Raw genomic sequence first — 22,116 nt, 5'->3', positions numbered from 1 at the left:
GATCTACAAGTTCGCGTATTCGGCCGATGGTCAGGCGATCAAGTTGTGGCGACATTTGCCCGAGCATCGCGCCCGACGCCGACCACGCCATGCCATGCCAGACGCAAGCATGGTCAACGGTTTAGCCCAGAACTCAACATTTTGCGCCGCCCCGACACTGTCGCTTCCCGGAAGCAGTTCGGGCACTGGGAATGCGATCTCATCCAGTTTCGAAAGAAGTTTGGGAAAGCCAATGTGACGTCGCTCGTCGAGCGCGTGAGTCGTTTCGCCATTTTCCTGCGCAACAATGATCGGCAATCCCGGCCGGTCATGGATGGCCTCGTTCAGGCGTTGCAGGCCCTGCCCCATCTTGCGCGTCGCTCCATCACCTTCGATCGCGGCACGGAGTTTACCGACTGGCCTTATCTGCAGGCCAGCATAGGCACACAGACATGGTTCTGCGACCCGCAATCGCCCTGGCAAAAAGGCACCGTCGAAAACACAAACCGACGAGCGCGAAAATGGCTTTCGAGAGAGGTCGATCCGCTGTCCGTGACCGACGCCGACCTGATTGAGATCTGCAACAGACACGGAACGCCACGCAAATGCCTCGGCTATCGAACGCCGGCAGAGGTCTTTCGCAAGAAACTGCTCGCCCAGATGCGCTATGCCGGTTAGCTTGATCAGGCCCGCAAGTCACACTTCAGCATGAATTCACACGGGCACATTCTATTTCCAAGTGCGACATGCCAGTAATTTCAATGGCTTCACTTTGGAGATTTTGGCATGTCCCGATGCTATACGCAGATCACCTCGCCGATCGTCGGCGCCTCCACCATCTGCTGACTGATGCCATAGCCGTCATTTCGAGGTTGAACCCGCCCTCGGCCATGGCGTGCGCTTGACCACCCGTTGCAGCAGCGAGCGCGATCGGCTTTTGTAAGGGACAAGATCGACATCGCTGACCAGCCGCGCGCCACCGTCACGGCGCTCCAGGGTAATCTTGCGGCTGTGGAATGCTTCCAGTTCTGGACGGTGGGCCACGCTGACGATCGTTGCCTTGGGCAGTTCCTCGGTAACGATCTCCATCATGCGGTCCTGGCTCTTTTCGTCGAGTGCGGCAGTCGCTTCATCCATGACGATAATGTCGGGATTGTGCAGCAGAAGCCGCGCGAATGTGAGCCGCTGCTTCTCGCCGCCGGACAATGTCTGATCCCACGGCGCATCGTCTTCGATCTTGTCCACGAGGTGACCCAAGCCCACTTTCTCAAGGGCGGCGGCGATATCTTCGAAACTCCAGACATCCGCCGACTGTGGATAGGATACCGCACGACGAAGTGTGCCGGTTGGAATGTATGGCTTTTGCGGCAGCATGAACAATCGGCTCTCGGGGTGGAAATTGACACTGCCACTGCCCCATGGCCACAGTCCTGCGATCGCCCGCACCAGCGTGCTCTTTCCCGAACCGGACTCGCCGGCAACGAGAACGCGTTCACCGGGCTCGATCTCGACATGCGTTTCCTTGACGACGGCAGTGCCATCGCCAAGCTTGACCGAGAGGTCACGCAGCGTGAGCATTGTTTCGCCCTCGGTGTTTCCGCGGGCAATGCGCCCAAGCGTGTCACTTTGTTCTGCCCGCTCAAGTCCGTCGAGTGACATCATCAAAGACGCGACGCGGCGGGCGCAAGCGTTCCAGTCCGCCAGACGCGGATAGTTGTCGACCAGCCATCCGAAAGCCCCCTGCACGATCGTGAAGGCGGATGCCGCCTGCATCACCTGCCCCAGCGACATGCTGCCATCGAGAAATTTCGGCACGCAAAGCAGGACAGGGACAATAGGCGCAACCAGCAGGGACGTGTGCGAAACGAGTGTCGTGCGCATGTACTGGCTGGCCAGCTTTCGCCATTGCTGGCGCACCGCGCCAAATCTCCTGTCGAGATCATTGCGCTCCTCCTCCTCCCCACCGAGAAGCGCGATGCTTTCACCGTTTTCACGCACGCGCGTCAGCGTGTATCGAAACTCCGCCTCAAGCTGGTTCTTCACTTCCGACACCTGCACGAACCTGCGTCCGATAAACGCGATGGACGTCGAGGTGATGACCGCATAGAGGACCGCGGCCACAACAAGGAAACCCGGAATGGTGATTTCGGAGCCACCAAACGAAACCGTAAGCGCTCCACCTATCGTCCACAATACGGCGATGAAAGTTGATGCGGACAGGAAGGCTGCGACAACGCCCGCAACGAAATCAACCGGGGCCTCTGTGGCGATCCGCATGTCTTCCGAGAGGCGTGCCTCCGGATTCTGGTGATCACCGTCGATCAGGTTCAACTGGTAATAGCGGCCATTGGCAAGCCAGCGCGCAATCGTCGATTTCGTCAGCCAGGAGCGCCAGCGACGTTGGATCAACATCCGTACATAAACCTGGGATGTGACAATGCCGACACTTCCAAGAACCAGTGGCGGGAACAATGCACCGAGATAGTAGACTGTCGGCGCGTCACGCTGTTCGATGGCGTCGAACAGGCCACGGTTCCAGACGTTGATACCGTATTGAAAACCGACATTTATGCAGATCAAAGCCAACAAACCCAACGAGAAGGGCCAGGCAATGCCGTCGCCGCGACGGCTCCAATACCCGCGCGCACTGATCCAGAAGCGGCGGAGCAGGTATTTTCTGCGGGCGCGCTCAATGTCTTCCGGCGTCATGCCGGTATCGGTCTCGCTGATATCCGGCGGAGGTGGTAGCTCGGCCTCCCCCTGCTCTTCCCTCGGATGCTCCTTTCCAGAAGCATGGGGATCGATGACGTCTGCCTGGTGCGGCTTGAGCTCTGATTTATCCATGGCGGCTTCAACGGCGGATGAAGCCAAAGGTTTCACAAGTTGTCACGTCGGCGTGCTGATATCTTGATAGTGTCAGCCGCGTAGAGCACGGTGACGCTCTGGGGCACTCGCCATTTCCATGAAGCACAAACGAAAACAGCCGGCTGACAAAGCCGGCTGCGTTCAATATTTACAGTAACATGCACTCAGTTGCAGACGCGCACGCTTTCCATATGCCAGCCGCCGTCATAGGCGTTGCCGACGCGGCGATCTTCATACCAGCAACGTGGCGGCGGCGGGGCTTCCTCGATGTAACGCGGACCGCCATTGTTGCCGTTGGCGAGTGCGCCGCCGATCAGGCCGCCGATGACGCCTGCCGCGACACCGCCGGCAATGATGCGGCCGGTATTGTCACGATGGCGACGTGGCGGTGGTGGCGGCGGGCCACGGCGGTCATCCCAGCGGCGCGGACCATCATCGCGCCACTGGGCGCTGGCAGGCGCGGTCTGCGCCAGAATGCTGCCGGCCGAAAGGGCCAGAATGATTGCGACGCGAATTGTCTTGTTCATTGCACACGTCCTGTTCCAGTCGCGGTTTCGAAAACCGGAAACCCTGCGATATTTTGATAAGATGCACATATTCTGATTAACGCACGCTGAACGATGCACATTTCCCGGCATCGTTCGTGGCATCTCTCCAGGCATCACTCCCGTCTGGCGAACTACGCCCCAATCATGGAACAAAAACGGCAAACCGCCGTTGAGCGGTCTCCTTCCTGGAGAAATATATATGGCGACCTTTTTCGCCCGGCTTATCGCTTCAACTGCCCCAGTTTCACATCGCCATCGAGAGCCGTGCCCGTGCGAATCAAGTCGCATTTGCCGGACCACGGAGGTGGCAGCGTGAGCGGAAAACAGGTTCTCGCATGGGCCATGATTATTGTCGGCTTTGGCCTTGCCGGTTATCTGCTTTATGCCGGTCTCAGCCAGTATAGTCTTGCCGACATCGTCCAGTCCGTGCAGGCCATTCCGACAGCCAATCTGGCAATGGCGCTGATTTATGCCGCCGGTTCCTATCTGTTTCTGACATTTTTCGACTGGGCCGGCGTACTTTATGTCGGCGGCCGCCTCGGCTACCCGAAAATCGCCCTTGCCTCCTTCCTGGCGCTGTCGATCGGCCAGAGCGTCGGTCTGGCGGGCTTAAGCAGCGGCGCCATCCGTTATCGTTATTACGCTCATTGGGGACTGGATGCCGAGGCCGTTGCAAAGATCGTGCTTCTGTCCGGCGTCACAGTCGGGCTGGGGCTCGCAGTTCTGGGCGGCGTGGTGATGATCCTCAACCCGGCAGATACGGCGGGCGTGCTGCGCCTCAGCGAGACCATGGTGGTGGCGATCGGCATCGGCCTGTTGCTGGCATCCCTGCTCTATGTCGTCCTGGCTGCAACAGTTCGGGCACCACTGAAGATCTGGAAATGGACGTTTGGCATGCCGACATGGCGCATCGCCGTCATGCAGATCGTCGTCGGCACGATCAATTTCGCGCTTGTGTCCGCCTGTCTGCGCGAGGTGATGGCGGCTTCGGCAGACGTCAGTTACCTGAAGGCGGCAACCGCCTTCGTGCTCGCCAATGTCGCGATCCTCATCACCCATGCGCCGGGCGGGCTTGGCGTGCTGGAAGTCACCGTGCGCCATGTGATGGGCGATCAGGCTTCGATCGGCGCGCTGGTGGCGTTCCGGGTGATCTATTTCCTGATTCCGCTGGCGATCGGCCTGCCGTTCTCGCTGGTCACGGAAGCGGCTTTTCGGGCTCGAAAAGGCAGTTCAGACAGTGCTGCATCGAATGGCTCGGCCGCATAACACACCTGTGCATCGCTTTTGCACGCAATCCCTTCATTTCCGCAGCGGTTTGTTCTAGAGACAATCTCTCAATGACGCTGGCCGGCTTCAAAGGGCGGCGCACAATATTCGCAAGGTGATGTAGTCCATGCTCGATTCCCTCAGAACAGCCTCCCGCTCCTGGGTTGCCAAAGCGCTTCTTATGCTGCTCGGCGTGTCATTTGGCATCTGGGGTGTTTCGGCCTCTATCATGGCGCCGGCCGGCGGCAACTCGGTGATGACGGTGGGCGACCAGAGCGTCACGCCGCAGGAATATCGCCTCGCCATGCAGCGCCAGCTGTCGCAGCTCAGCCGCCAGTTCGGCACGCATCTGACGGCGGAGCAGGCTCGCGCCTTCGGCATAGACCAGCAGGTATTCAGCCAGCTCGCAGCCGGCGCCGCACTCGATCAGCTGGCTTCGGACATGCGCCTCGGCCTGTCGGACGACCGCCTCGCCCTTCTTGTTGCCGACGACCCGGCCTTCAAGAACAGCAACGGCCAGTTCGACCGCCAGATGTTTTCTTCGCGTCTGCAGGCTGCCGGCCTCGACGAGAACGAATATATCAAGGAGCGCAAGAAGATCGCTGTCCGCAGCCAGATCGTCGACGCCGTTTCGGATGGGTTCACGCCGCCGGCCGTCATGGTCGATGCGCTGCGCCAGTATGCCGACGAGGCACGTGCGGTCGATTACCTGATCCTTTCCTATGCCAACATTCCGCCGGTCAAGGCGCCGGCAGACGACGTTCTGGCCGCATGGTTCGAAGGCGCAAAGGCGCGTTACCGCGCTCCGGAATACCGCAAGGTCACCTATGTGACGCTGCAGCCGTCCGACGTGGCCGACCCGACCTCGATTACCGATGAACAGGTGCAGGCCGATTACGACCGCCGCAAGGACTCATTCGGCACGCCGGAAACCCGCTCGATCGAACAGCTGACCTTCCCATCCAAGGAAATGGCCGATGCGGCCGCCGGCCAGCTTGCCTCGCGTGCCGTCACCTTCGACCAGCTGGTGAAGGATCAGGGCAAGACTGAAGGCGACGTTCTGCTCGGCGAGTTCACCAAGGAACAGGTGCCGGACCCGAAGGTTGGCGCTGCCGCCTTTGCGCTGCCGGTCACCGGCGGCACCAGCCCGGCCATTCAGGGCACGTTTGGCGCTGTCATCCTGCGCGTCAGCAACGTCAAGCCCGCCACCACCAAGACCTTTGACGAGGTCAAGGAAGAGATCCGTGGCCAGTTGGCGCTGTCGGCCGCCTCGCGCAGCCTCACCGCAACGCATGACCGTTTCGACGACCTGCGCGGCACCGGCGCCACCCTGCAGGAAGCCGCTAACGAGCTGAAACTCAAGACCGCGACAGTCACCATTGACCAGAGCGGCAATGACGAAAGCGGCAACCGCGTTGCCACCCTGCCCCAGTCCGACAATTTCCTGCCGGAAGCTTTTCGCGCGGAAATCGGTGCGGACACCCTGCCGGTCAATCTAGGCAATACCGGTTACGTATGGTTCAACGTCGATGACGTGATTGCCGAGCGTGATCGCCCGCTGGCGGAAGTGCGCGAAAAGGCTGTGGCCGACTGGACCAGCGAACAGCAGAAGGCTGCGCTTGCCGCCAAGGCCGACGAATACAAGAAGCGTATCGACAGCGGCGAGCCGCTTGCAACGATCGCCAGCGAGATCGGCATCACCGTCGAGAACAAGCAGGGCCTGCGCCGCGCCAGCACCGATGCCGTCTTCGGCCAGCCGACCGTGCAGGCCGCCTTTGCCGGCCCGGTCGATTCGACCGCCAGCGCGCTTGCCGCCGACAATGAAAGCCGCCTTCTGATGAAGGTTACCAGCGTCGAACACCAGCCGGCCTCCGGCGGTGGCGCCGACGATCAGCAGGTGCAGCAGATGGCCCGTGCCGCTGGTGACGATATGCTCGACCAGATGGTGACCCGCCTGCAACAGGATTTTGGCGTGCAGATCAACCAGACTGCCGCCGAGCAGGCTCTGGCAACGATGCGTTGAACGTGGACCGAGGAGAGATGACATGCCGGTTCTGAAACCGTTCATCGCCAAGGTTGCCAACGGCGAGAGCCTGAGCCGGCCGGAAGCCCTGGAAGCCTTCAACATCCTGATGTCGGGCGAAGCCACGCCATCGCAGATCGGCGGTTTTCTGATGGCGCTGCGGGTGCGCGGCGAAACCGTCGACGAGATTGCCGGCGCCGTTTCGACCATGCGGGCCAAGATGGTGCCGGTTTCGGCACCGTCCGACGCCGTCGACATCGTCGGGACCGGTGGTGACGGCATCGGCACCTACAACATCTCGACGCTTGCCTCGATCATAACGGCAGGGGCCGGCGTTCCAGTTGCCAAACACGGCAACCGCGCCCAGAGTTCGAAATCCGGCACGGCGGATGCGCTGAGCACGCTTGGCGTCAATCTCGACATCGGGCCGGACCTGATCGGCCGCTGCATTTCGGAAGCCGGCATCGGCTTCATGTTCGCGCAAAAGCACCATGCCGCCATGCGGCATGTCACCGCCAGCCGCGTCGAACTCGGCACCCGGACGATCTTCAACCTGCTGGGTCCGCTATCCAATCCGGCCGGTGCCAAACGTCAGTTGCTCGGCGTGTTTGCCCCGCAATGGCTGCTGCCGATTGCTGAAGTGCTGCGCGATCTCGGCTCGGAACGGGTCTGGGTCGTTTATGGCGACGGCATGGACGAAATCACCACCACGGGCACGACGCAGGTCGTGGCGCTGGAAAATGGTTCGATCCGCAGCTTCGAGCTGACACCGGAAGATTTTGGTGTTTCACGCGCCGTCATCGATGACCTCAAGGGTGGCGATGGTGTGGTCAACGCGGCTGCCCTGCGCGATGTTCTCGCCGGCGCCCGCAATGCCTATCGCGACATCGCGCTCTGCAATGCAGCCGCGGCACTCGTTATCGCCGGCAAGGCGGACAATGTCATGGACGGCATGGCAGTCGCCTCCGAATCGCTCGACAGCGGCAAGGCCACGGCCGTGCTCGACCGCCTGATTGCCGTTTCCAACGAGAATACCGACAAGGAAGGAACCGGCGCATGACCGACATCCTGCGCAAGATCGAAGCCTACAAGCGCGAGGAAATCGCTGCTGCCAAGGCAAAAACCTCGCTCGAAGACTTGAAGGCGATGGCCAGGGACGTTTCCGCTCCGCGCGGTTTCTACAAGGCACTTATCGCGAAGCGTGATGCCGGCGAATTTGGCCTGATCGCCGAAATCAAGAAGGCCAGCCCCTCGAAAGGCCTGATCCGCCCGGATTTCTATCCGCCGGCACTGGCCAAGGCTTATGAAGCCGGTGGTGCCGCCTGCCTCTCCGTGCTGACCGATGGCCCGAGCTTTCAGGGTGCGCCCGAGTTTCTGGGGGCTGCCCGCGATGCCTGCGCGCTGCCGGCTTTGCGCAAGGATTTTCTGTTCGAGCCCTATCAGGTGCATGAGGCGCGCGCCTGGGGCGGCGATTGCATCCTGATCATCATGGCGTCGCTCTCCGACGACGAAGCCCGCGCGCTTGAGGACACCGCCTTTTTGCTCGGCATGGATGTTCTGATCGAGGTGCATGACGAGGCCGAGATGGAGCGGGCGCTGAAACTTGCGTCTCCGATGATCGGCGTCAACAACCGCAACCTTCGCACATTCGAGGTCAACCTCGATGTCAGCGAGCGTCTGGCCTCGATGGTATCGGGCGATCGTCTGCTGGTCGGTGAAAGCGGCATCTTCACGCATGAGGATTGCCTGCGCCTGCAGAACTCGAACATTTCGACCTTCCTCGTCGGCGAAAGCCTGATGCGCAAGGACGACGTGACCGCCGCCACACGGCTGCTGCTGAAAGGCGATGCTGTTACTGCGGCCGCCCAGAGATGACCGAGAGCGACCGAAAACTCACCCATATCGATGCCGCCGGTGAAGCCCATATGGTCGATGTCGGCGACAAGGCGGAGACGACCCGCATTGCGACGGCCGAGGGTTTTGTGCGCATGCTGCCGGAAACCCTGGCGCTGATCCGCGAGGGTAACGCCAAGAAGGGCGACGTGATCGGCACGGCGCGTCTGGCAGGCATCATGGCCGCCAAGAAAACGTCGGATCTCATCCCGCTCTGCCATCCGCTGATGCTGACCAAGGTTTCGGTCGAAATCGAGGAAGATGACGCCCTGCCCGGCCTGCGCGTCACCGCCACAGCAAAACTTTCGGGAAAGACTGGCGTCGAGATGGAAGCACTGACCGCCGTGTCGGTTGCCTGCCTGACGATCTATGACATGGCCAAGGCCGCCGACAAGGGCATGGAAATCGGCGGCATAAAACTTCTGACCAAGAGCGGCGGCAAATCCGGCGACTGGCAACGCGAGGCACCATGAAACCGGCTCTGCTGCCCGTATCCGAGGCAAAGGCGCGTTTTTCGGCGCTCACCACGCCGGTTGTCCGGATCGAGATGGTGCCGCTTGCGCAGGCAGATGGCCGTATTCTGGCCCGAGATGTCGTCGCCCACCTCACCCAGCCGCCCTTCGATGCTTCGGCCATGGACGGTTACGCGCTACGGGCCGTTGACGCGCCGGAGATCGGCAGCGAACTGACGGTGATCGGCAGTGCCGCCGCCGGTCATGCCTTTGATGGCCGAATCGGCACAGGCGAAACAGTCCGCATCTTTACCGGCGCGCCGGTGCCGGAAGGTGCCGATACGATCCTCATTCAGGAAGATGCCGAGAAACTCGACGGCAACCGCATCCGCACGACCTTTGCCGTCACTGCCGGCCGCCATATCCGCCCACGCGGGCAGGATTTTGCCGAGGGCGAGGCGGTCATTACAGCAGGCACGCGGCTGGATTTCACAACGCTGACACTGGCTGCCGCCACCAACAACGCCGAACTTCCGGTCTATCGCAAGCCGCTGGTCGCGATCCTCGCGACCGGTGACGAACTGGTGCAGCCCGGCACGACACCGGGACCGGCGCAGATCGTCGCCTCCAACACGTTTGGGGTTGCCGCGCTGGCGCGTGACAATGGCTGCGAGGTGCTCGATCTCGGCATCGTGCCCGATGACGCCGCACTCATCGGAAAGGCGATCTCGGCCGCGCGTGACGCCGGTGCCGACGTGCTGGTGACGATTGGCGGCGCTTCGGTCGGTGATCATGACCTCGTGCAGGGCGTGCTGAAATCCGCCGGCATGGAACTGGACTTCTGGCGTATCGCCATGCGCCCCGGAAAACCGCTGATGGTCGGCACACTGGGTGGCATGCAGGTGCTCGGCCTGCCCGGCAATCCTGTCGCAAGCCTCGTCTGCAGCCTGCTGTTTCTCGAGCCGACACTGCGAAAGCTGGCACATCTGCCGGAGCGCAACCGCGAGGCGGAAGCCATTACAGCGCGAACGCTTGCGGCAAATGATTTGCGGCAGGATTTTTTGCGCGCAAAGCTTATCCGCAATGATGCGGGCAAGCTGGTGGCAGATGCCTATGGCAAGCAGGATTCCTCGATGATGAAGATCCTTGCCCATTCCGACTGCCTCGTGTTGCGGCTGCCGTATGCGCCGGAACTGCCGGCCGGCAGCCCCTGCTCCGTCCTGTTACTGCGTCCCTGATCTTTTGGCGTTGAGCCTTTGCCGGGCTCGCGCGTTAGTCCCCGGTAATCCAATCCAAGGAGGCCCGTGTGGCTGAAGACAAAAAGACGCCGGTCATCTTCTGGTTCCGCCGCGATCTGCGGCTCGATGACAATCACGCACTGCACGCCGCCGTCGAAACCGGCCGTCCGGTCATTTGCGTCTATATCCGCGAACCGGAAATGCCGGACATCGGTCCGCTGGGTGGTGCACAGGCCTGGTGGCTGCATCACTCGCTGGTCAATCTGCGGGAAAACCTCAAATCCCATGGCAATGATCTGACACTGCGCTCGGGTGCCGCCGAAGAGGTGCTGCAGGATATCGCCCGCACCTCCGGCGCCGATCTGGTCTTCGTCAACCGCGCCTATGAACGCACATCGGTGGATCGCGATATCGCCATTGCGCTGAAGGAAGCCGGCATCGGCATCCGCGCTTTTCATGGCCAGTTGCTGCACGATCCGAAAACCATCCGCACCGGCTCGGGCAATGCTTTCAAGGTTTACACGCCATTCTGGAACGCCATGCAGAAGCTCGGCGAGCCGGGCGAGCCAACCGACGCACCGGACGCCATTGCCGCACCTGACACCCATCCCCGTTCGGAATCGCTCGATGGCTGGAACCTGCTGCCGACCAGACCGAACTGGGCCGCTGGCTTTCCAGAATTCTGGACACCCGGCGAGGACGGCGCGCAGGAAAAGCTCGAAGACCTGATCGATGCCGATCTGCACGACTACAAACACGGTCGCGATTTTCCGGGCACTGAATCGACATCACGACTGTCGCCGCATCTGGCGCTCGGCGAAATCTCTCCGGCCCGCATCTGGCATGCCACCAACGGGCTTGCCGCACGCCACAAGGACGATCTCGTGCATTTCCGCAAGGAACTGGCCTGGCGGGATTTCTGCTACAATCTGCTGGTCGAGTTTCCCGAGCTGCGCACCAAGAACTGGGACGACAAGTTCGATGCGTTCGAATGGGAGTTCGATGCCAGGGATTTTGCCGCCTGGACCAAGGGGATGACCGGTTACCCGATCGTCGATGCCGGCATGCGCGAGCTCTGGCAGACCGGTTACATGCACAACCGCGTGCGGATGATCACGGCATCCTTCCTGATCAAGGACCTGCTGATCGACTGGCGGCGCGGCGAGGAATGGTTCCGCGATACGCTGCTCGATGCCGATCCCGCCAGCAACACCGCCAACTGGCAATGGGTGGCCGGCTCGGGCGCCGATGCCTCCCCCTTCTTCCGCATCTTCAACCCGATTCTGCAGGGTGAAAAATTCGATCCCGATGGCGATTATGTGCGTCGCTGGGTGCCGGAACTGGAAAAGCTGCCGAAAAAATACATTCACAAGCCCTTCGATGCACCGGACCATGTTCTGGCCGATGCCGGCGTCGAGCTTGGAAAGCAGTATCCCAGGCCAATCGTCAACCACGGTTTGGCGCGCGACCGGGCGCTGGCGGCGTATAAGGGCCTTAGAGGCTGAACCCGTACCGCATGTGGCAGGATTGACGTTTCAACGAAGGTCTTCTGCGATTACGCTGTTTCTTCCAGAACGGAGGAGCAGGCATGGCGAAGCGAACAATTGCAGTCGTCGGACTTGGCGGGATCGGTGGTGTCGCCGCGGCCTGCCTGAGCCTGTCACCGGATAACCATGTCATCGCCTGTGCCCGCAGGCAGATCGATGCGCTGACGTTCGACCACAACGAGGAACGTGCGCATATACCACTGACGACGCTGACCGACCCGCGCCTTGCCGAACCGGTGGATTGGGTGGTCCTCTGCACCAAGGCGCAAGACGTTGCAGCTGCCGCTCCATGGCTCGAACGCCTCTGCACACCGCAGACGACAGTCGCCGTGCTGCAGAATGGCATTGCGCATGAGCAGCGCGTTGGTCCTCATGTGAATGCTGCCACGGTGCTGCCGGCGATTGTCTATTACAACGGCGAGCGGTTGGCACCGGACCATGTGCGGCTCCGCCATATCCGCGGGCACGACCTGCTGGTTCCCGCCGTGCCGCAAGCCGATGCCTTTGTAGCCCTGTTCGAAGGCACGCCGATCGATGTCGGCCAGAGCGCCGAATTCATCACCTATCAATGGCGAAAACTGCTCGTCAACGTCATCGCCAACCCGATCACGGCTCTCACACGTCAAAGGCTCGGTGTCTTCCAGCGCACGGACATACAGGATCTCTCGCTTGGCATTCTGCGCGAGGCCGTCGCGGTTGGTCGAGCCGAGGGCGCGCAGTTGCGTGAGGATGAGGCTGAGGCAATCCTGGAGACGTTTCTCGGTTATCCACCGGAAGCAGGCACCTCGATGTATTTCGACTGCCTTGCCGGACGTCCGCTTGAAATCGAGGCGCTGAACGGCGCCGTCGTCGAGGCCGGACAGCGTCACGGCGTTGCCACGCCGCTCAACGGCGCCATGCTGGCATTGCTAACAACCATCAGCGACGAAAATGCGGCAATGTCTGCGCGCACATAACAAAAGACCCGGCCGAGGCCGGGTCTTGAACTGTTTTACACAAGCCGGTTCTGTTCCAGAGCCGCTTCAATGAAGCTCTTGAACAGCGGATGCGGATCGAGCGGACGGCTCTTCAGTTCCGGGTGGTACTGAACGCCGATGAACCACGGGTGATCCGGGTATTCCACCGTCTCCGGCAGAACGCCGTCCGGCGACATGCCGGAGAATACCAGGCCGCAGCTTTCCAGCTTGTCCTTGTAGTCGACATTGACTTCGTAACGGTGGCGGTGACGCTCGGAAATGTCGGTCGATCCGTAGATCTCGGCAATCCGCGTGTCCTTCTTCAGGCTCGCAGCGTAAGCGCCGAGGCGCATCGTGCCGCCGAGATCGCCGGCTGCCGCGCGCTTTTCAAGCGCATTGCCCTTCACCCATTCCGTCATCAGGCCGACGACTGGCTCGCTGGTCGGGCCGAACTCGGTCGAGGATGCGTTTTCGATACCTGCAAGGTTACGCGCCGCTTCGACGACCGCCATCTGCATGCCGAAGCAGATACCGAAATAAGGTACGTTGCGCTCACGGGCGAACTGCGCCGCCTTGATCTTGCCTTCCGAACCGCGCTCGCCAAAGCCGCCCGGCACGAGAATGCCGTTGACCTTTTCGAGGTATGGCGCCGGGTCTTCCTTTTCGAAAACTTCCGACTCGATCCACTCGAGCTTGACCTTGACCTGATTGGCGATGCCGCCGTGATGCAGGGCTTCGATCAGCGACTTGTAGGCGTCCTTGAGGCCCGTATACTTGCCGACGATGGCAATCGTCACTTCGCCTTCCGGCTGCTTGATACGGCTGGATACATTTTCCCAGGCATCCAGACGCGGCGCGGGCGCCGGCTCGATGCCGAAGGCTGCCAGAACCTCGTTGTCGAGGCCTTCCTTGTGATAGGCGACCGGAACGTCATAGATATTGGCAACGTCGAGCGCCTGAATGACCGCCGACGGACGGACGTTGCAGAACAGCGACAGCTTGCGGCGTTCGGCTTCCGGGATCTCGCGATCGGCACGGACGAGCAGGATGTCGGGGTGGATGCCGAGCGCCTGCAGTTCCTTGACGGAATGCTGGGTCGGCTTGGTCTTCAATTCGCCCGCCGCTGCAATATACGGCATCAGCGTCAGATGCAGATAGATCGCCGTTCCGCGCGGCAGGTCGTTCTTGACCTGGCGGATCGCTTCCATGAACGGCATTGCCTCGATATCGCCGACCGTGCCGCCGACTTCGCACAGAACGAAATCGTAGTCGTCATTGCCCTCGGTGACGAAATCCTTGATCTCGTTCGTCACGTGCGGAATGACCTGAACGGTTGCGCCGAGGTAATCGCCGCGACGTTCCTTGTCGATGATGTTCTTGTAGATCCGGCCGGTGGTGATGTTGTCGGTCTTGGTCGCCGAACGGCCCGTGAACCGCTCGTAGTGACCGAGATCGAGATCCGTCTCAGCGCCGTCGTCGGTCACGAAGACCTCGCCGTGCTGGGTCGGGCTCATAGTGCCCGGATCAACGTTGAGATAAGGATCGAGCTTGCGAAGCCGAACCCGGTAACCCCTCGCCTGAAGCAAAGCTCCGAGGGCCGCGGCCGCAATTCCCTTCCCGAGGGAAGAAACCACGCCGCCTGTGATGAATACATATCGCGCCATGGGAGTCACCGGTTACCTTTTAACGATTGATTCCGCCAGCCCCTAATGTCCGTTCTTCTGTTGAAAAGCGGCGGCGAGAATCTGCACAAAACAAAACCGGCAGGCTTTTGGCCTGCCGGAGGTTCAAACTTTCGACCGGTATTACTGACCGGTCGGGACAGCCGACGGATCGGCCGGAGCCGGTGCCGGCGTGGCGTTTCCAGCCGCCGGGGCGCTGGCGCCACCATTGGCCGGAGCGGCATCGGACGGTACGCCATTGCTTGCCGGCGGGGTCGCCGGTGCCGGGCCGAGCGAGTTGAGAATGCCACCGCCCGTACCGCGCTGCGCTTCCGGAATGCGATCGAGAATATCGGTCGGACGCGATTCGTAACGAGCCAGAATACCCAGCCCAAGCGAGGTGATGAAGAACAGCGTCGCCAGGATCGCGGTGGTGCGGGTCAGCGCATTGGCCGTGCCGCGTGCCGACATGAAGCCGGAGCCGCCGCCGATACCAAGGCCGCCGCCTTCGGAACGCTGGATCAGCACGACGCCGACAAGCGCGAGCACGATCAGGAGATGGATGACGATCAATACGGTCTGCATAATAATCCAGTCCGCCCCGGATGCCGAGGCCCAGTCAAATCTTTGCGGCTCTTTAGCCGAGGCGCGCGCGCTTTAAAAGCCCTTGCAGCACGTTTTACGCGCTTTACCTCAGGCTGTTTCCGCCACGAGCGGTTCACATGCGGCGTAGATGGCAAGAAAGTCGTCCGCTTTCAAGCTCGCACCACCCACCAAAACACCATCGACATTGTCGATTGCCATGATTTCTCCGGCATTGCCCGGCTTCACCGAACCGCCATAGAGAATACGTACGCCGCGGCCTTCTTCGCCCATGCGCTCGATCAGTTCGGCGCGCATGAAGGCATGCGCCACTTCGATATCGCTTTTGGTCGGCGTCAGGCCGGTGCCGATCGCCCAGACGGGCTCATAGGCGATAACGGTGTTTTCGGCCGTCGCGCCGGCCGGGATGGAATTGAAAATCTGACGTTTCAGAACATCGAGCGTCTGGTAGGCGTCGCGTTCATCCAGCGTTTCGCCGATGCAGATGATGGCAACCAGATCCGCCTCATGGGCAGCTTCGGCCTTGGCGCGCACCAGATGGTCGGTCTCTGCATGGTCGCCACGGCGCTCTGAATGGCCGACGATGACATGGGTACCAAAGCAGTCGGCGATCATGTCGGCGGAAATATCGCCGGTATGGGCGCCCGAAACCTTCTGGTGGCAATCCTGTGCGCCGATCAGCAGCGGACTGTCGTCGCAGAGCGCGGTCGCTACATAAAGCAGGGTGATCGGCGGGCAGAGAAGGGTTTCGACCTTTTCCGAAAGCGGCGTCTTCACACCATCCGCAATGGCCTTGATCTGATCGAGTTCGGCGCGGGTGCCGTTCATCTTCCAGTTTCCGGCGATCAGCGGGCGTATGTCTGGCGTCATGTAAGCTCTGTCCTCATCCCTGTTCCGTATCATCCGCCGGCACAAAAATGCTCACGCCAGACGGACAAGACGTACTTAGACAGTTCAGCGGCAAATTGGTATTCAAAAACGTGAAAACGGTTCAGAACAGTGGTTAACACTGATCATTTTTTCGCGTTAACAAGCAGAAAGTTCAGGATCTCGCGCCAGTCGCTCATGCGGACCGGCGTACCGTGGCCGCCGGTGGCGAACAGGGTGAAGCGGGTCGGATAGTTTTTGGCCAGCAGTGCCCGGTAGATGCCCATCTGGTCCTCGGCCTTGTAGACCTTGTCGACGCTGCCATGGGTGAAGAATACCGGGATACGCGCCTTCGCTGCCGCCGATGCCGGAAAATCCGGATCCGGCGGGCCGCCGAGAACGGCCATGCCGGCGAGGTTCGCAACGGCTGCCTTGTCCCGCGTGATGCCGGCGCAGATGAAACCACCCATAGAAGCGCAGGTAAGGATCACCGGCCGGCTGCCGGATTTTTCAGAAGCATAGCGGATCAGCGCGGCGATATCGGCCACGCCCTTGTCATCGAACGAGCGCACGCTCGGCGAATAATAGGTGCCGCCGTTTTCGACGGCGAGGTTTTTCAGCCGGTTGAAATTGCCGCCAAACGAGTAATCGTTGACGCCGAGGCGGCGATCCCCTCCCCGACCGTGAATGAAAATCACGGTGAAGGCAGCACCTTCGCTTTTGCCGACGCGCGTCACATCGAGACTGCGGCTGCCAAGGGTGAGCGTTTCGTTTTCCTGGGCACGACGCACGCCGAGCGACACATATTGCGATTTCACCCGTCGTTCCGGTTCGGAATCGCGACCGTTGATATCGCGCATTTCCTGGTAATCGATGGCCTTGAAAGCGCCGCCATCTTTGGTCTCAAGCACCGTCTGCTTCGAAAACAGCTCGTCCTTGAACGGCTTCAGCGGTCCTTCAGCTGCCGATACCGGCGCGATACCTCCCAAAGAAACGGCCAGAACCAGCGTGACACGCGACAAAAGAGCTGTGGACATGCGGCGTTTCATGGTGACTGTGACCCTTTCAATCTTGCCTTCGAACGACCGGCAAAGCATCACTTCGCCAAAGGCCGCTTTTATGACCGTTGCGTACGGCATCGCGAAAAGCCCTGCTTTCTGGCAGAATTGCGGGTGATTCGAAACGTCACGCAAACGGGACGGCCTCACATCGCATTATCGCGAAAAAATTTGGCTCTCACGCAGACAGGGTGTAACGACGCCGCCTATGGATGACAACGACCTCTTCGCCAGCATGCCCGCGCAACCCAAGCCCGCGGCAGCAGAACCAGCTCCGGCGCCCGTGCGCGAAAAGACCGAGCCGCGTGCTCCCACCACATCGAGTGGCGAGGAATACGGCGCGTCGTCGATCCGCGTTCTGGAAGGTCTGGAACCGGTGCGCATGCGGCCCGGCATGTATATCGGCGGTACCGACGAAAAGGCGCTGCATCACCTCTTCGCCGAAGTCATCGACAACTCGATGGACGAAGCGGTGGCCGGCCACGCCAATTTCATCGAAGTGCATCTCGATGCCGAAGGTTTCTTGACCGTCAGCGATAACGGACGCGGTATCCCGGTGGAAAACCACCCGCAGGTTCCTGGCAAGTCGACGCTCGAAGTGATCATGACCAAGCTGCATGCCGGCGGCAAGTTCGACGGCGATGCCTATGAGACCTCGGGCGGTCTGCACGGCGTCGGCGTCTCGGTCGTCAATGCCTTGTCGGACGTTCTCGAAGTCGAGGTTGCCCGTAACCGCAAGCTCTATAAGCAGGTCTTTTCCCGCGGCGTGCCGCAGGGCGGACTGCAGGAACTCGGCGATGTGCATAACCGTCGCGGCACCCGCGTGCGTTTCCATCCTGATCCGCAGATCTTTGGCGATCGCGCCAAATTCGATGGCGGCCGCATCTTTCGTATGGCGCGCTCGAAAGCCTATCTGTTCGGCGGCGTCGAAATCCGCTGGAGCTGCGATCCCGGCGTCGTTCCGGAAGGTGGCGAGATCCCCGAAAAGGCCGTCTTCCATTTTCCGGGTGGTCTGAAGGATTATCTGGCCGCGACGCTCGGCAAGGAATTTACCGTTACCCGCGACATTTTTTCCGGTCGCACGGAAAAGACCGGCGGTCACGGCGCGATGGAATGGGCGATCACCTGGTATGGTGGTGATCCGCAGGTACACTCCTATTGCAACACCATTCCGACGCAGGAAGGTGGAACGCACGAGGCCGGTCTGCGCATCGCGCTGACCAAGGGCCTGAAGAACTACGCCGACCTGACTCAGAACAAACGTGCCAAGGACATCACCACCGACGATGTGATGATTTCCGCCGTCGGCATGCTGTCCGTGTTCATCCGCGAGCCGGAATTCGTCGGTCAGACCAAGGACAAGCTGGCGACCGTCGAGGCCCAGCGCCTCGTCGAAAACACGCTGCGTGACCCCTTCGACCACTACCTTGCCGGCAATCCCAACGAAGCGGCAAAGCTGCTCGAATGGGTGATCGAGCGCTCCGAAGAGCGCATGCGCCGCCGCAAGGAAAAGGAAGTCAACCGCAAGACGGCAGTGCGCAAGCTGCGCCTGCCCGGCAAGCTGGCCGACTGCTCGCAGAACACCGCCGAAGGTGCCGAACTGTTCATCGTCGAGGGCGACTCGGCTGGCGGATCGGCCAAACAGGCGCGTAACCGCAAGAACCAGGCGATCCTGCCGCTGCGCGGCAAAATCCTCAATGTCGGTTCGGCCAGCCGTGACAAGTTGTCGGCCAACCAGCAGATTTCCGACCTGATCCAGGCGCTCGGCTGCGGCACGCGGACGAAATACCGCGACGAGGACCTGCGCTATGAGCGTATCGTCATCATGACCGATGCCGATGTCGACGGCGCGCATATCGCTTCGCTGCTGATCACGTTCTTCTATCAGGAAATGCCGGAGCTGATCCGCGGCAATCACCTCTATCTGGCCGTGCCGCCGCTCTACGTCATTCGCCAGGGCGCCAAGAGCGCCTACGCACGCGATGACGCCCACCGGGCGGAGTTGATGGAAACCATGTTCAAGGGCAAGAAGGTCGAAATCGGTCGCTTCAAAGGCCTCGGCGAAATGATGCCGGCGCAGCTGAAGGAAACCACGATGGACCCCGGCAAGCGCACGCTTTTGCGCATCGCCATCGACGACGTCGATTTCGAAGGCACGCGCGAGGCCGTCGACAACCTGATGGGGACAAAGCCGGAAGCACGCTTCCGGTTCATTCAGGAACGCGCGGCTTTTGCCGACAATCTCGACATCTGATTTTTTTACGGATGGACGATTTTTAAGACGCCGCCTCAGTCCTGCTGGGGCGGCGTTTTTCTGTGCTCTTCAAGCACTCTCATCACAGCCGAGATCAGTGCCGCCGCCTCATAGGGCTTGCGAACCACCGGCGCGTCAAAACTTGCCGGAATGATCGCGCGGTCGCTGTAGCCGGTGGCGAAAACGAAAGGCACATTGCGCCTCGTCAGTTCCTCGGCGATCGGCAGCGAGGTTTCCGAACCGAGATTGACGTCGAGAATGGCAACGTCGGGCGTAAAATCACGCAGGCGGCGCAGCGCCTCCGAAGCGGACGGCGCGGTGGTCACCTTGGAGATGCCGTGGTCGGCCAGCATGGTTTCGACATCGGCCGCCACCAGCATCTGATCCTCGACCAGCAGAAGGGCGAGCTCCGACATCAGCGGCGTGGATGCGCCATGCTGTTCGGCCGCCTGCTCGGCCAGTTCCGGAATAATTTCGGTCTCGGCGATGTGGATATGCTGGGCCGGAATCAGAAACCGTCCCTGCACTCCCTCTGCTGCATACTCGACCTTGCTCTTGCCGCCGAGTTCGAACGGCACGCTGCGGTCGATCAGCACGGTGCCGAAGCCGGCGCGCTTGGGCGGCACCACGGCCGGGCCATGGCTTTCGCCCCATGTCAGCTCGCAATCGCCATTATCCAGCTTCTGCCAGTTGATTTCCAGCAGGCCGCCGGTCACCGACAGGGCCCCGTATTTGGCGGCATTCGTTGCCAGTTCGTGCAGCACCAGCGCCATGACCGAATAGGCGCGGCTGTCGAGCCACACATAGGGGCCGAGCAAGGACACCGTACGCGCACCATCACGATAGGGCTTCAGTTCGGCTTCCAGAAGTTCGTGCAAGGCACCGCCATCGCCGCCACGCACGACCTGATCATGCGCGAAGGCGAGCGCCTGAATGCGGCCCTTCAAGGTGGCGATGTAATCCTGAAGATTGCGGCCTTCCTGCACCGGATGGCCGATCAACGCCTTGATGACGGCGAGGATGTTCTTGACGCGGTGGTTGAGTTCTTCGTTGAGCATGCGCTGACGCACGTCGGCCTTGCCGCGCTCGTCCTCCAGCAGCTCGTTGTGATGCAGAACGATCTCGACGAGCACGGAGCGGATCGCCTCGGCGATCTCTTCCTCGCCATCGGTCCACGGCTGCGACTGGCGGTGAACGGTTTCCTTCCAGATCGCAAAGCTTTTGCGGGGCGTCAGGCGGTCGCCCAGCGGTCCCGTCTCGTAGGATTTTTCCGGGTTTCCGGCCCAGTTGAGCGTCTGTACGACTTCGCGGCGGAAGAAGAACAGGTAATCGCGCGGGCGCTGCGACAATGGGATCGCCAGTACGCCGCAGACTTCGCCCGCATAGGCTTCCGCGTCGGGAATATCGCCCACCAGATTATGCGTCGACCAGATACGGCTATTGGCGGCCGAACCGACAAAATCGGCCAGCGGCGCGATCGCTTCGAGCGGTGGCGTCATGCCGGATGGCGTCCATTCGCCCTCAAGCCAGAGGCCTATGCCATCGCACGGCACCATTGCCCGGAATTCGGCGACGGAGCGCCGCAGCAGGCCGCCGAGATCGGTATGATGCGATGCGGTCTGCAGGAACTGGTCAAGGAAACGGCGGGCATCGTTGGTGGTGTCGAGGATCTGCTTCTGGCGCAGTGCGCTCAGGTGCATGGACAGGAACTCGCCGAACATTTCGGCAGCCACACGCTGCGTCAGAGACAGCGTTTTCGGGCTGTAGTGATGACAGGCGATCAGACCCCACAGCTCACCGTCGATGACGATCGAGATCGACATGGAGGCGCCGACGCCCATATTGCGCAGATATTCGCAATGGATCGGCGAAACACTGCGCAGATGCGCAAACGACAGGTCGAGCGGCAAGCCCGCCTCGTCCAGTGTCGGCACGACCGGCACACGGTGACCTTCGGCGTCGGAGATGATTCGGATCGTATTGCGCAGGTAGAGCGTGCGCGCCTGTTTCGGGATATCGCTTGCCGGGAAATACTGTCCCTTGAAGCTTTCGAGGTCGCGACGCTTGTATTCGCTGACCACCTGGCCGGCGCCGTCCTGCTCGAAACGGTAGACCATCACCCGGTCGTAGCCGAGCATCGCATACATCAGCCGCGTCGATTTTTCGATCAACTGGTTGATGCTGGAAATGCTGCGCACCCGGCTGATCAGCATGCGTGCGGTTTCCAGCGGCTGGTCCGAATGTTCGGCCGCGGGCTGGAACTCGATGATGACCGAGGTTTCTATACGGTGCACGGAAACGTCAAATGCGCCGGTCTCGTTGACGCGCACGCCCATGCGCAATGCGGCGCGGCTCGGGTCATCGGAAGTCGCCAGCGCGTTGCGAAGCGTGTGTGCCGCCTCACCGCCGATCACTTCATCGAGACGAAGACCGTTGATCTGCCCGGAAACGCCGAGCATTTCGGCCGCATTGGCGGAATGGCGCAGAACAACGGCACCGGTGGCATCGCATGCCAGAAGGCAACCATGCGGCTGGATACTGCCTGGAATATGGATCGGTTCGCGGTCGCAGTTGGTTAGATCGACCGTCATCTTGTCAGGCATATACATTTTCCCTGAAGGCGGAACTCGATCCCACCTCCGATGCGGCTGGCCCATCGTCATCGACAGGTTCACGCGCCACCAAATCCCAGAAACTCCGAAAAACCTCCCGACGCTGCCGACCGGCAAGTACGTCTCGAATTCCTCCCGAAGGCATAAGCCGACCGATACCAGACAATACAGGCGGATATCAGCGCTTTAGCACGTGAGCAGATAGAGCATGACCTTCCGGTTTTCCAGATTACGCCGAAGGTTTCATGAAACATCGACGAAATGGCTGAAGCACAGCCGGCCCGTTTGTCACGA

General features: G+C 61.0%; 16 protein-coding genes and 1 pseudogene. 10 read left to right on the top strand and 7 right to left on the bottom strand.

Going from position 1 to position 22,116, the window contains the following annotated elements:
* Positions 1–657 (top strand): annotated as a pseudogene (locus EDF70_RS12760) (IS30 family transposase); the annotation flags it as partial.
* 183 nt (positions 658–840) lie between these two features.
* Here the strand turns inward: EDF70_RS12760 and EDF70_RS12755 are convergent.
* Positions 841–2,823: an ABC transporter ATP-binding protein/permease gene (locus EDF70_RS12755; RefSeq protein WP_132273659.1), complete on the bottom strand. Its 1,983-nt coding sequence runs from the start codon at positions 2,821–2,823 to the stop codon at positions 841–843.
* A 185-nt stretch (positions 2,824–3,008) separates the two neighbouring features.
* Positions 3,009–3,371: a hypothetical protein gene (locus EDF70_RS12750; protein WP_132273658.1), complete on the bottom strand. Its 363-nt coding sequence runs from the start codon at positions 3,369–3,371 to the stop codon at positions 3,009–3,011.
* Positions 3,372–3,734: 363 nt separating this feature from the next.
* Here EDF70_RS12750 and EDF70_RS12745 point away from each other — a divergent pair, with 363 nt between their 5' ends.
* From EDF70_RS12745 to EDF70_RS12710, 8 genes are all read left to right on the top strand, one after another.
* Positions 3,735–4,658, top strand: coding sequence for a YbhN family protein (locus EDF70_RS12745; protein ID WP_132273828.1), 924 nt, complete (start codon positions 3,735–3,737; stop codon positions 4,656–4,658).
* A gap of 127 nt (positions 4,659–4,785) precedes the next feature.
* A complete protein-coding gene (locus EDF70_RS12740) occupies positions 4,786–6,681 on the top strand; it encodes a peptidylprolyl isomerase (protein WP_132273657.1) in 1,896 nt (631 codons plus the stop codon).
* A 22-nt stretch (positions 6,682–6,703) separates the two neighbouring features.
* The gene (gene trpD / locus EDF70_RS12735) at positions 6,704–7,741 is read left to right on the top strand and encodes an anthranilate phosphoribosyltransferase (RefSeq protein WP_132273656.1); all 1,038 of its coding nucleotides are present in this window, start codon (positions 6,704–6,706) and stop codon (positions 7,739–7,741) included.
* Complete coding sequence (gene trpC / locus EDF70_RS12730) at positions 7,738–8,556, top strand: indole-3-glycerol phosphate synthase TrpC (protein WP_132273655.1); 819 nt, start codon at positions 7,738–7,740, stop codon at positions 8,554–8,556. The genes trpD and trpC overlap by 4 nt, the downstream gene beginning before the upstream one ends.
* Positions 8,553–9,047, top strand: coding sequence for a cyclic pyranopterin monophosphate synthase MoaC (gene moaC, locus EDF70_RS12725; RefSeq protein ID WP_132273654.1), 495 nt, complete (start codon positions 8,553–8,555; stop codon positions 9,045–9,047). Before trpC ends, moaC begins: the two co-directional genes overlap by 4 nt.
* The gene (gene glp / locus EDF70_RS12720; RefSeq protein WP_132273653.1) at positions 9,044–10,264 is read left to right on the top strand and encodes a gephyrin-like molybdotransferase Glp; all 1,221 of its coding nucleotides are present in this window, start codon (positions 9,044–9,046) and stop codon (positions 10,262–10,264) included. The genes moaC and glp overlap by 4 nt, the downstream gene beginning before the upstream one ends.
* A 68-nt stretch (positions 10,265–10,332) precedes the next feature.
* Positions 10,333–11,769, top strand: a complete 1,437-nt coding sequence (locus tag EDF70_RS12715; RefSeq protein ID WP_132273652.1) for a deoxyribodipyrimidine photo-lyase — start codon at positions 10,333–10,335, stop codon at positions 11,767–11,769.
* 83 nt (positions 11,770–11,852) lie between these two features.
* Positions 11,853–12,767 carry a 2-dehydropantoate 2-reductase gene (locus EDF70_RS12710; RefSeq protein ID WP_132273651.1) on the top strand — a complete coding sequence of 305 codons (915 nt, stop codon included), beginning with the start codon at positions 11,853–11,855 and terminating at the stop codon, positions 12,765–12,767.
* A 35-nt stretch (positions 12,768–12,802) separates the two neighbouring features.
* Here the strand turns inward: EDF70_RS12710 and EDF70_RS12705 are convergent, their stop codons facing one another.
* From EDF70_RS12705 to EDF70_RS12690, 4 genes are all read right to left on the bottom strand, one after another.
* The gene (locus tag EDF70_RS12705) at positions 12,803–14,431 is read right to left on the bottom strand and encodes a CTP synthase (RefSeq protein ID WP_132273650.1); all 1,629 of its coding nucleotides are present in this window, start codon (positions 14,429–14,431) and stop codon (positions 12,803–12,805) included.
* Positions 14,432–14,572: 141 nt separating this feature from the next.
* Positions 14,573–15,013, bottom strand: a complete 441-nt coding sequence (secG, locus tag EDF70_RS12700) for a preprotein translocase subunit SecG (protein WP_132273649.1) — start codon at positions 15,011–15,013, stop codon at positions 14,573–14,575.
* Positions 15,014–15,121: 108 nt separating this feature from the next.
* A complete protein-coding gene (gene tpiA / locus EDF70_RS12695; protein ID WP_132273648.1) occupies positions 15,122–15,901 on the bottom strand; it encodes a triose-phosphate isomerase in 780 nt (259 codons plus the stop codon).
* A gap of 143 nt (positions 15,902–16,044) precedes the next feature.
* On the bottom strand, positions 16,045–16,935 hold the full coding sequence (locus tag EDF70_RS12690) for an alpha/beta fold hydrolase (protein WP_132273647.1): 891 nt from the start codon (positions 16,933–16,935) through the stop codon (positions 16,045–16,047).
* 229 nt (positions 16,936–17,164) lie between these two features.
* Here EDF70_RS12690 and parE point away from each other — a divergent pair, with 229 nt between their 5' ends.
* Positions 17,165–19,210 carry a DNA topoisomerase IV subunit B gene (gene parE, locus EDF70_RS12685; protein ID WP_132273646.1) on the top strand — a complete coding sequence of 682 codons (2,046 nt, stop codon included), beginning with the start codon at positions 17,165–17,167 and terminating at the stop codon, positions 19,208–19,210.
* 35 nt (positions 19,211–19,245) lie between these two features.
* Here the strand turns inward: parE and EDF70_RS12680 are convergent, their stop codons facing one another.
* Positions 19,246–21,813 (bottom strand): HWE histidine kinase domain-containing protein, encoded by a 2,568-nt coding sequence (locus tag EDF70_RS12680; RefSeq protein ID WP_132273645.1) that lies wholly within the window; start codon positions 21,811–21,813, stop codon positions 19,246–19,248.
* Positions 21,814–22,116: the final 303 nt, after the last annotated feature.

Origin of the sequence: Neorhizobium sp. JUb45, assembly GCF_004343585.1 — a bacterium.
GTDB lineage: Bacteria > Pseudomonadota > Alphaproteobacteria > Rhizobiales > Rhizobiaceae > Neorhizobium.
The sequence above is the reverse complement of the archived record's forward strand: the minus strand, read 5'-3'. Positions and strand labels throughout refer to the sequence as shown.

What these genes read in the sequence shown, in the direction of transcription:
- trpD (WP_132273656.1), top strand. Translation starts at nt 6,704, where the DNA reads ATGCCGGTTCTGAAACCGTTCATCGCCAAGGTTGCCAACGGCGAGAGC.
- glp (WP_132273653.1), top strand. Translation starts at nt 9,044, where the DNA reads ATGAAACCGGCTCTGCTGCCCGTATCCGAGGCAAAGGCGCGTTTTTCG.
- EDF70_RS12680 (WP_132273645.1), bottom strand. Translation starts at nt 21,813, where the DNA reads ATGCCTGACAAGATGACGGTCGATCTAACCAACTGCGACCGCGAACCG.
- tpiA (WP_132273648.1), bottom strand. Translation starts at nt 15,901, where the DNA reads ATGACGCCAGACATACGCCCGCTGATCGCCGGAAACTGGAAGATGAAC.
- EDF70_RS12690 (WP_132273647.1), bottom strand. Translation starts at nt 16,935, where the DNA reads ATGTCCACAGCTCTTTTGTCGCGTGTCACGCTGGTTCTGGCCGTTTCT.
- trpC (WP_132273655.1), top strand. Translation starts at nt 7,738, where the DNA reads ATGACCGACATCCTGCGCAAGATCGAAGCCTACAAGCGCGAGGAAATC.
- EDF70_RS12755 (WP_132273659.1), bottom strand. Translation starts at nt 2,823, where the DNA reads ATGGATAAATCAGAGCTCAAGCCGCACCAGGCAGACGTCATCGATCCC.
- EDF70_RS12705 (WP_132273650.1), bottom strand. Translation starts at nt 14,431, where the DNA reads ATGGCGCGATATGTATTCATCACAGGCGGCGTGGTTTCTTCCCTCGGG.
- parE (WP_132273646.1), top strand. Translation starts at nt 17,165, where the DNA reads ATGGATGACAACGACCTCTTCGCCAGCATGCCCGCGCAACCCAAGCCC.
- moaC (WP_132273654.1), top strand. Translation starts at nt 8,553, where the DNA reads ATGACCGAGAGCGACCGAAAACTCACCCATATCGATGCCGCCGGTGAA.
- EDF70_RS12710 (WP_132273651.1), top strand. Translation starts at nt 11,853, where the DNA reads ATGGCGAAGCGAACAATTGCAGTCGTCGGACTTGGCGGGATCGGTGGT.
- EDF70_RS12745 (WP_132273828.1), top strand. Translation starts at nt 3,735, where the DNA reads ATGATTATTGTCGGCTTTGGCCTTGCCGGTTATCTGCTTTATGCCGGT.
- secG (WP_132273649.1), bottom strand. Translation starts at nt 15,013, where the DNA reads ATGCAGACCGTATTGATCGTCATCCATCTCCTGATCGTGCTCGCGCTT.
- EDF70_RS12750 (WP_132273658.1), bottom strand. Translation starts at nt 3,371, where the DNA reads ATGAACAAGACAATTCGCGTCGCAATCATTCTGGCCCTTTCGGCCGGC.
- EDF70_RS12740 (WP_132273657.1), top strand. Translation starts at nt 4,786, where the DNA reads ATGCTCGATTCCCTCAGAACAGCCTCCCGCTCCTGGGTTGCCAAAGCG.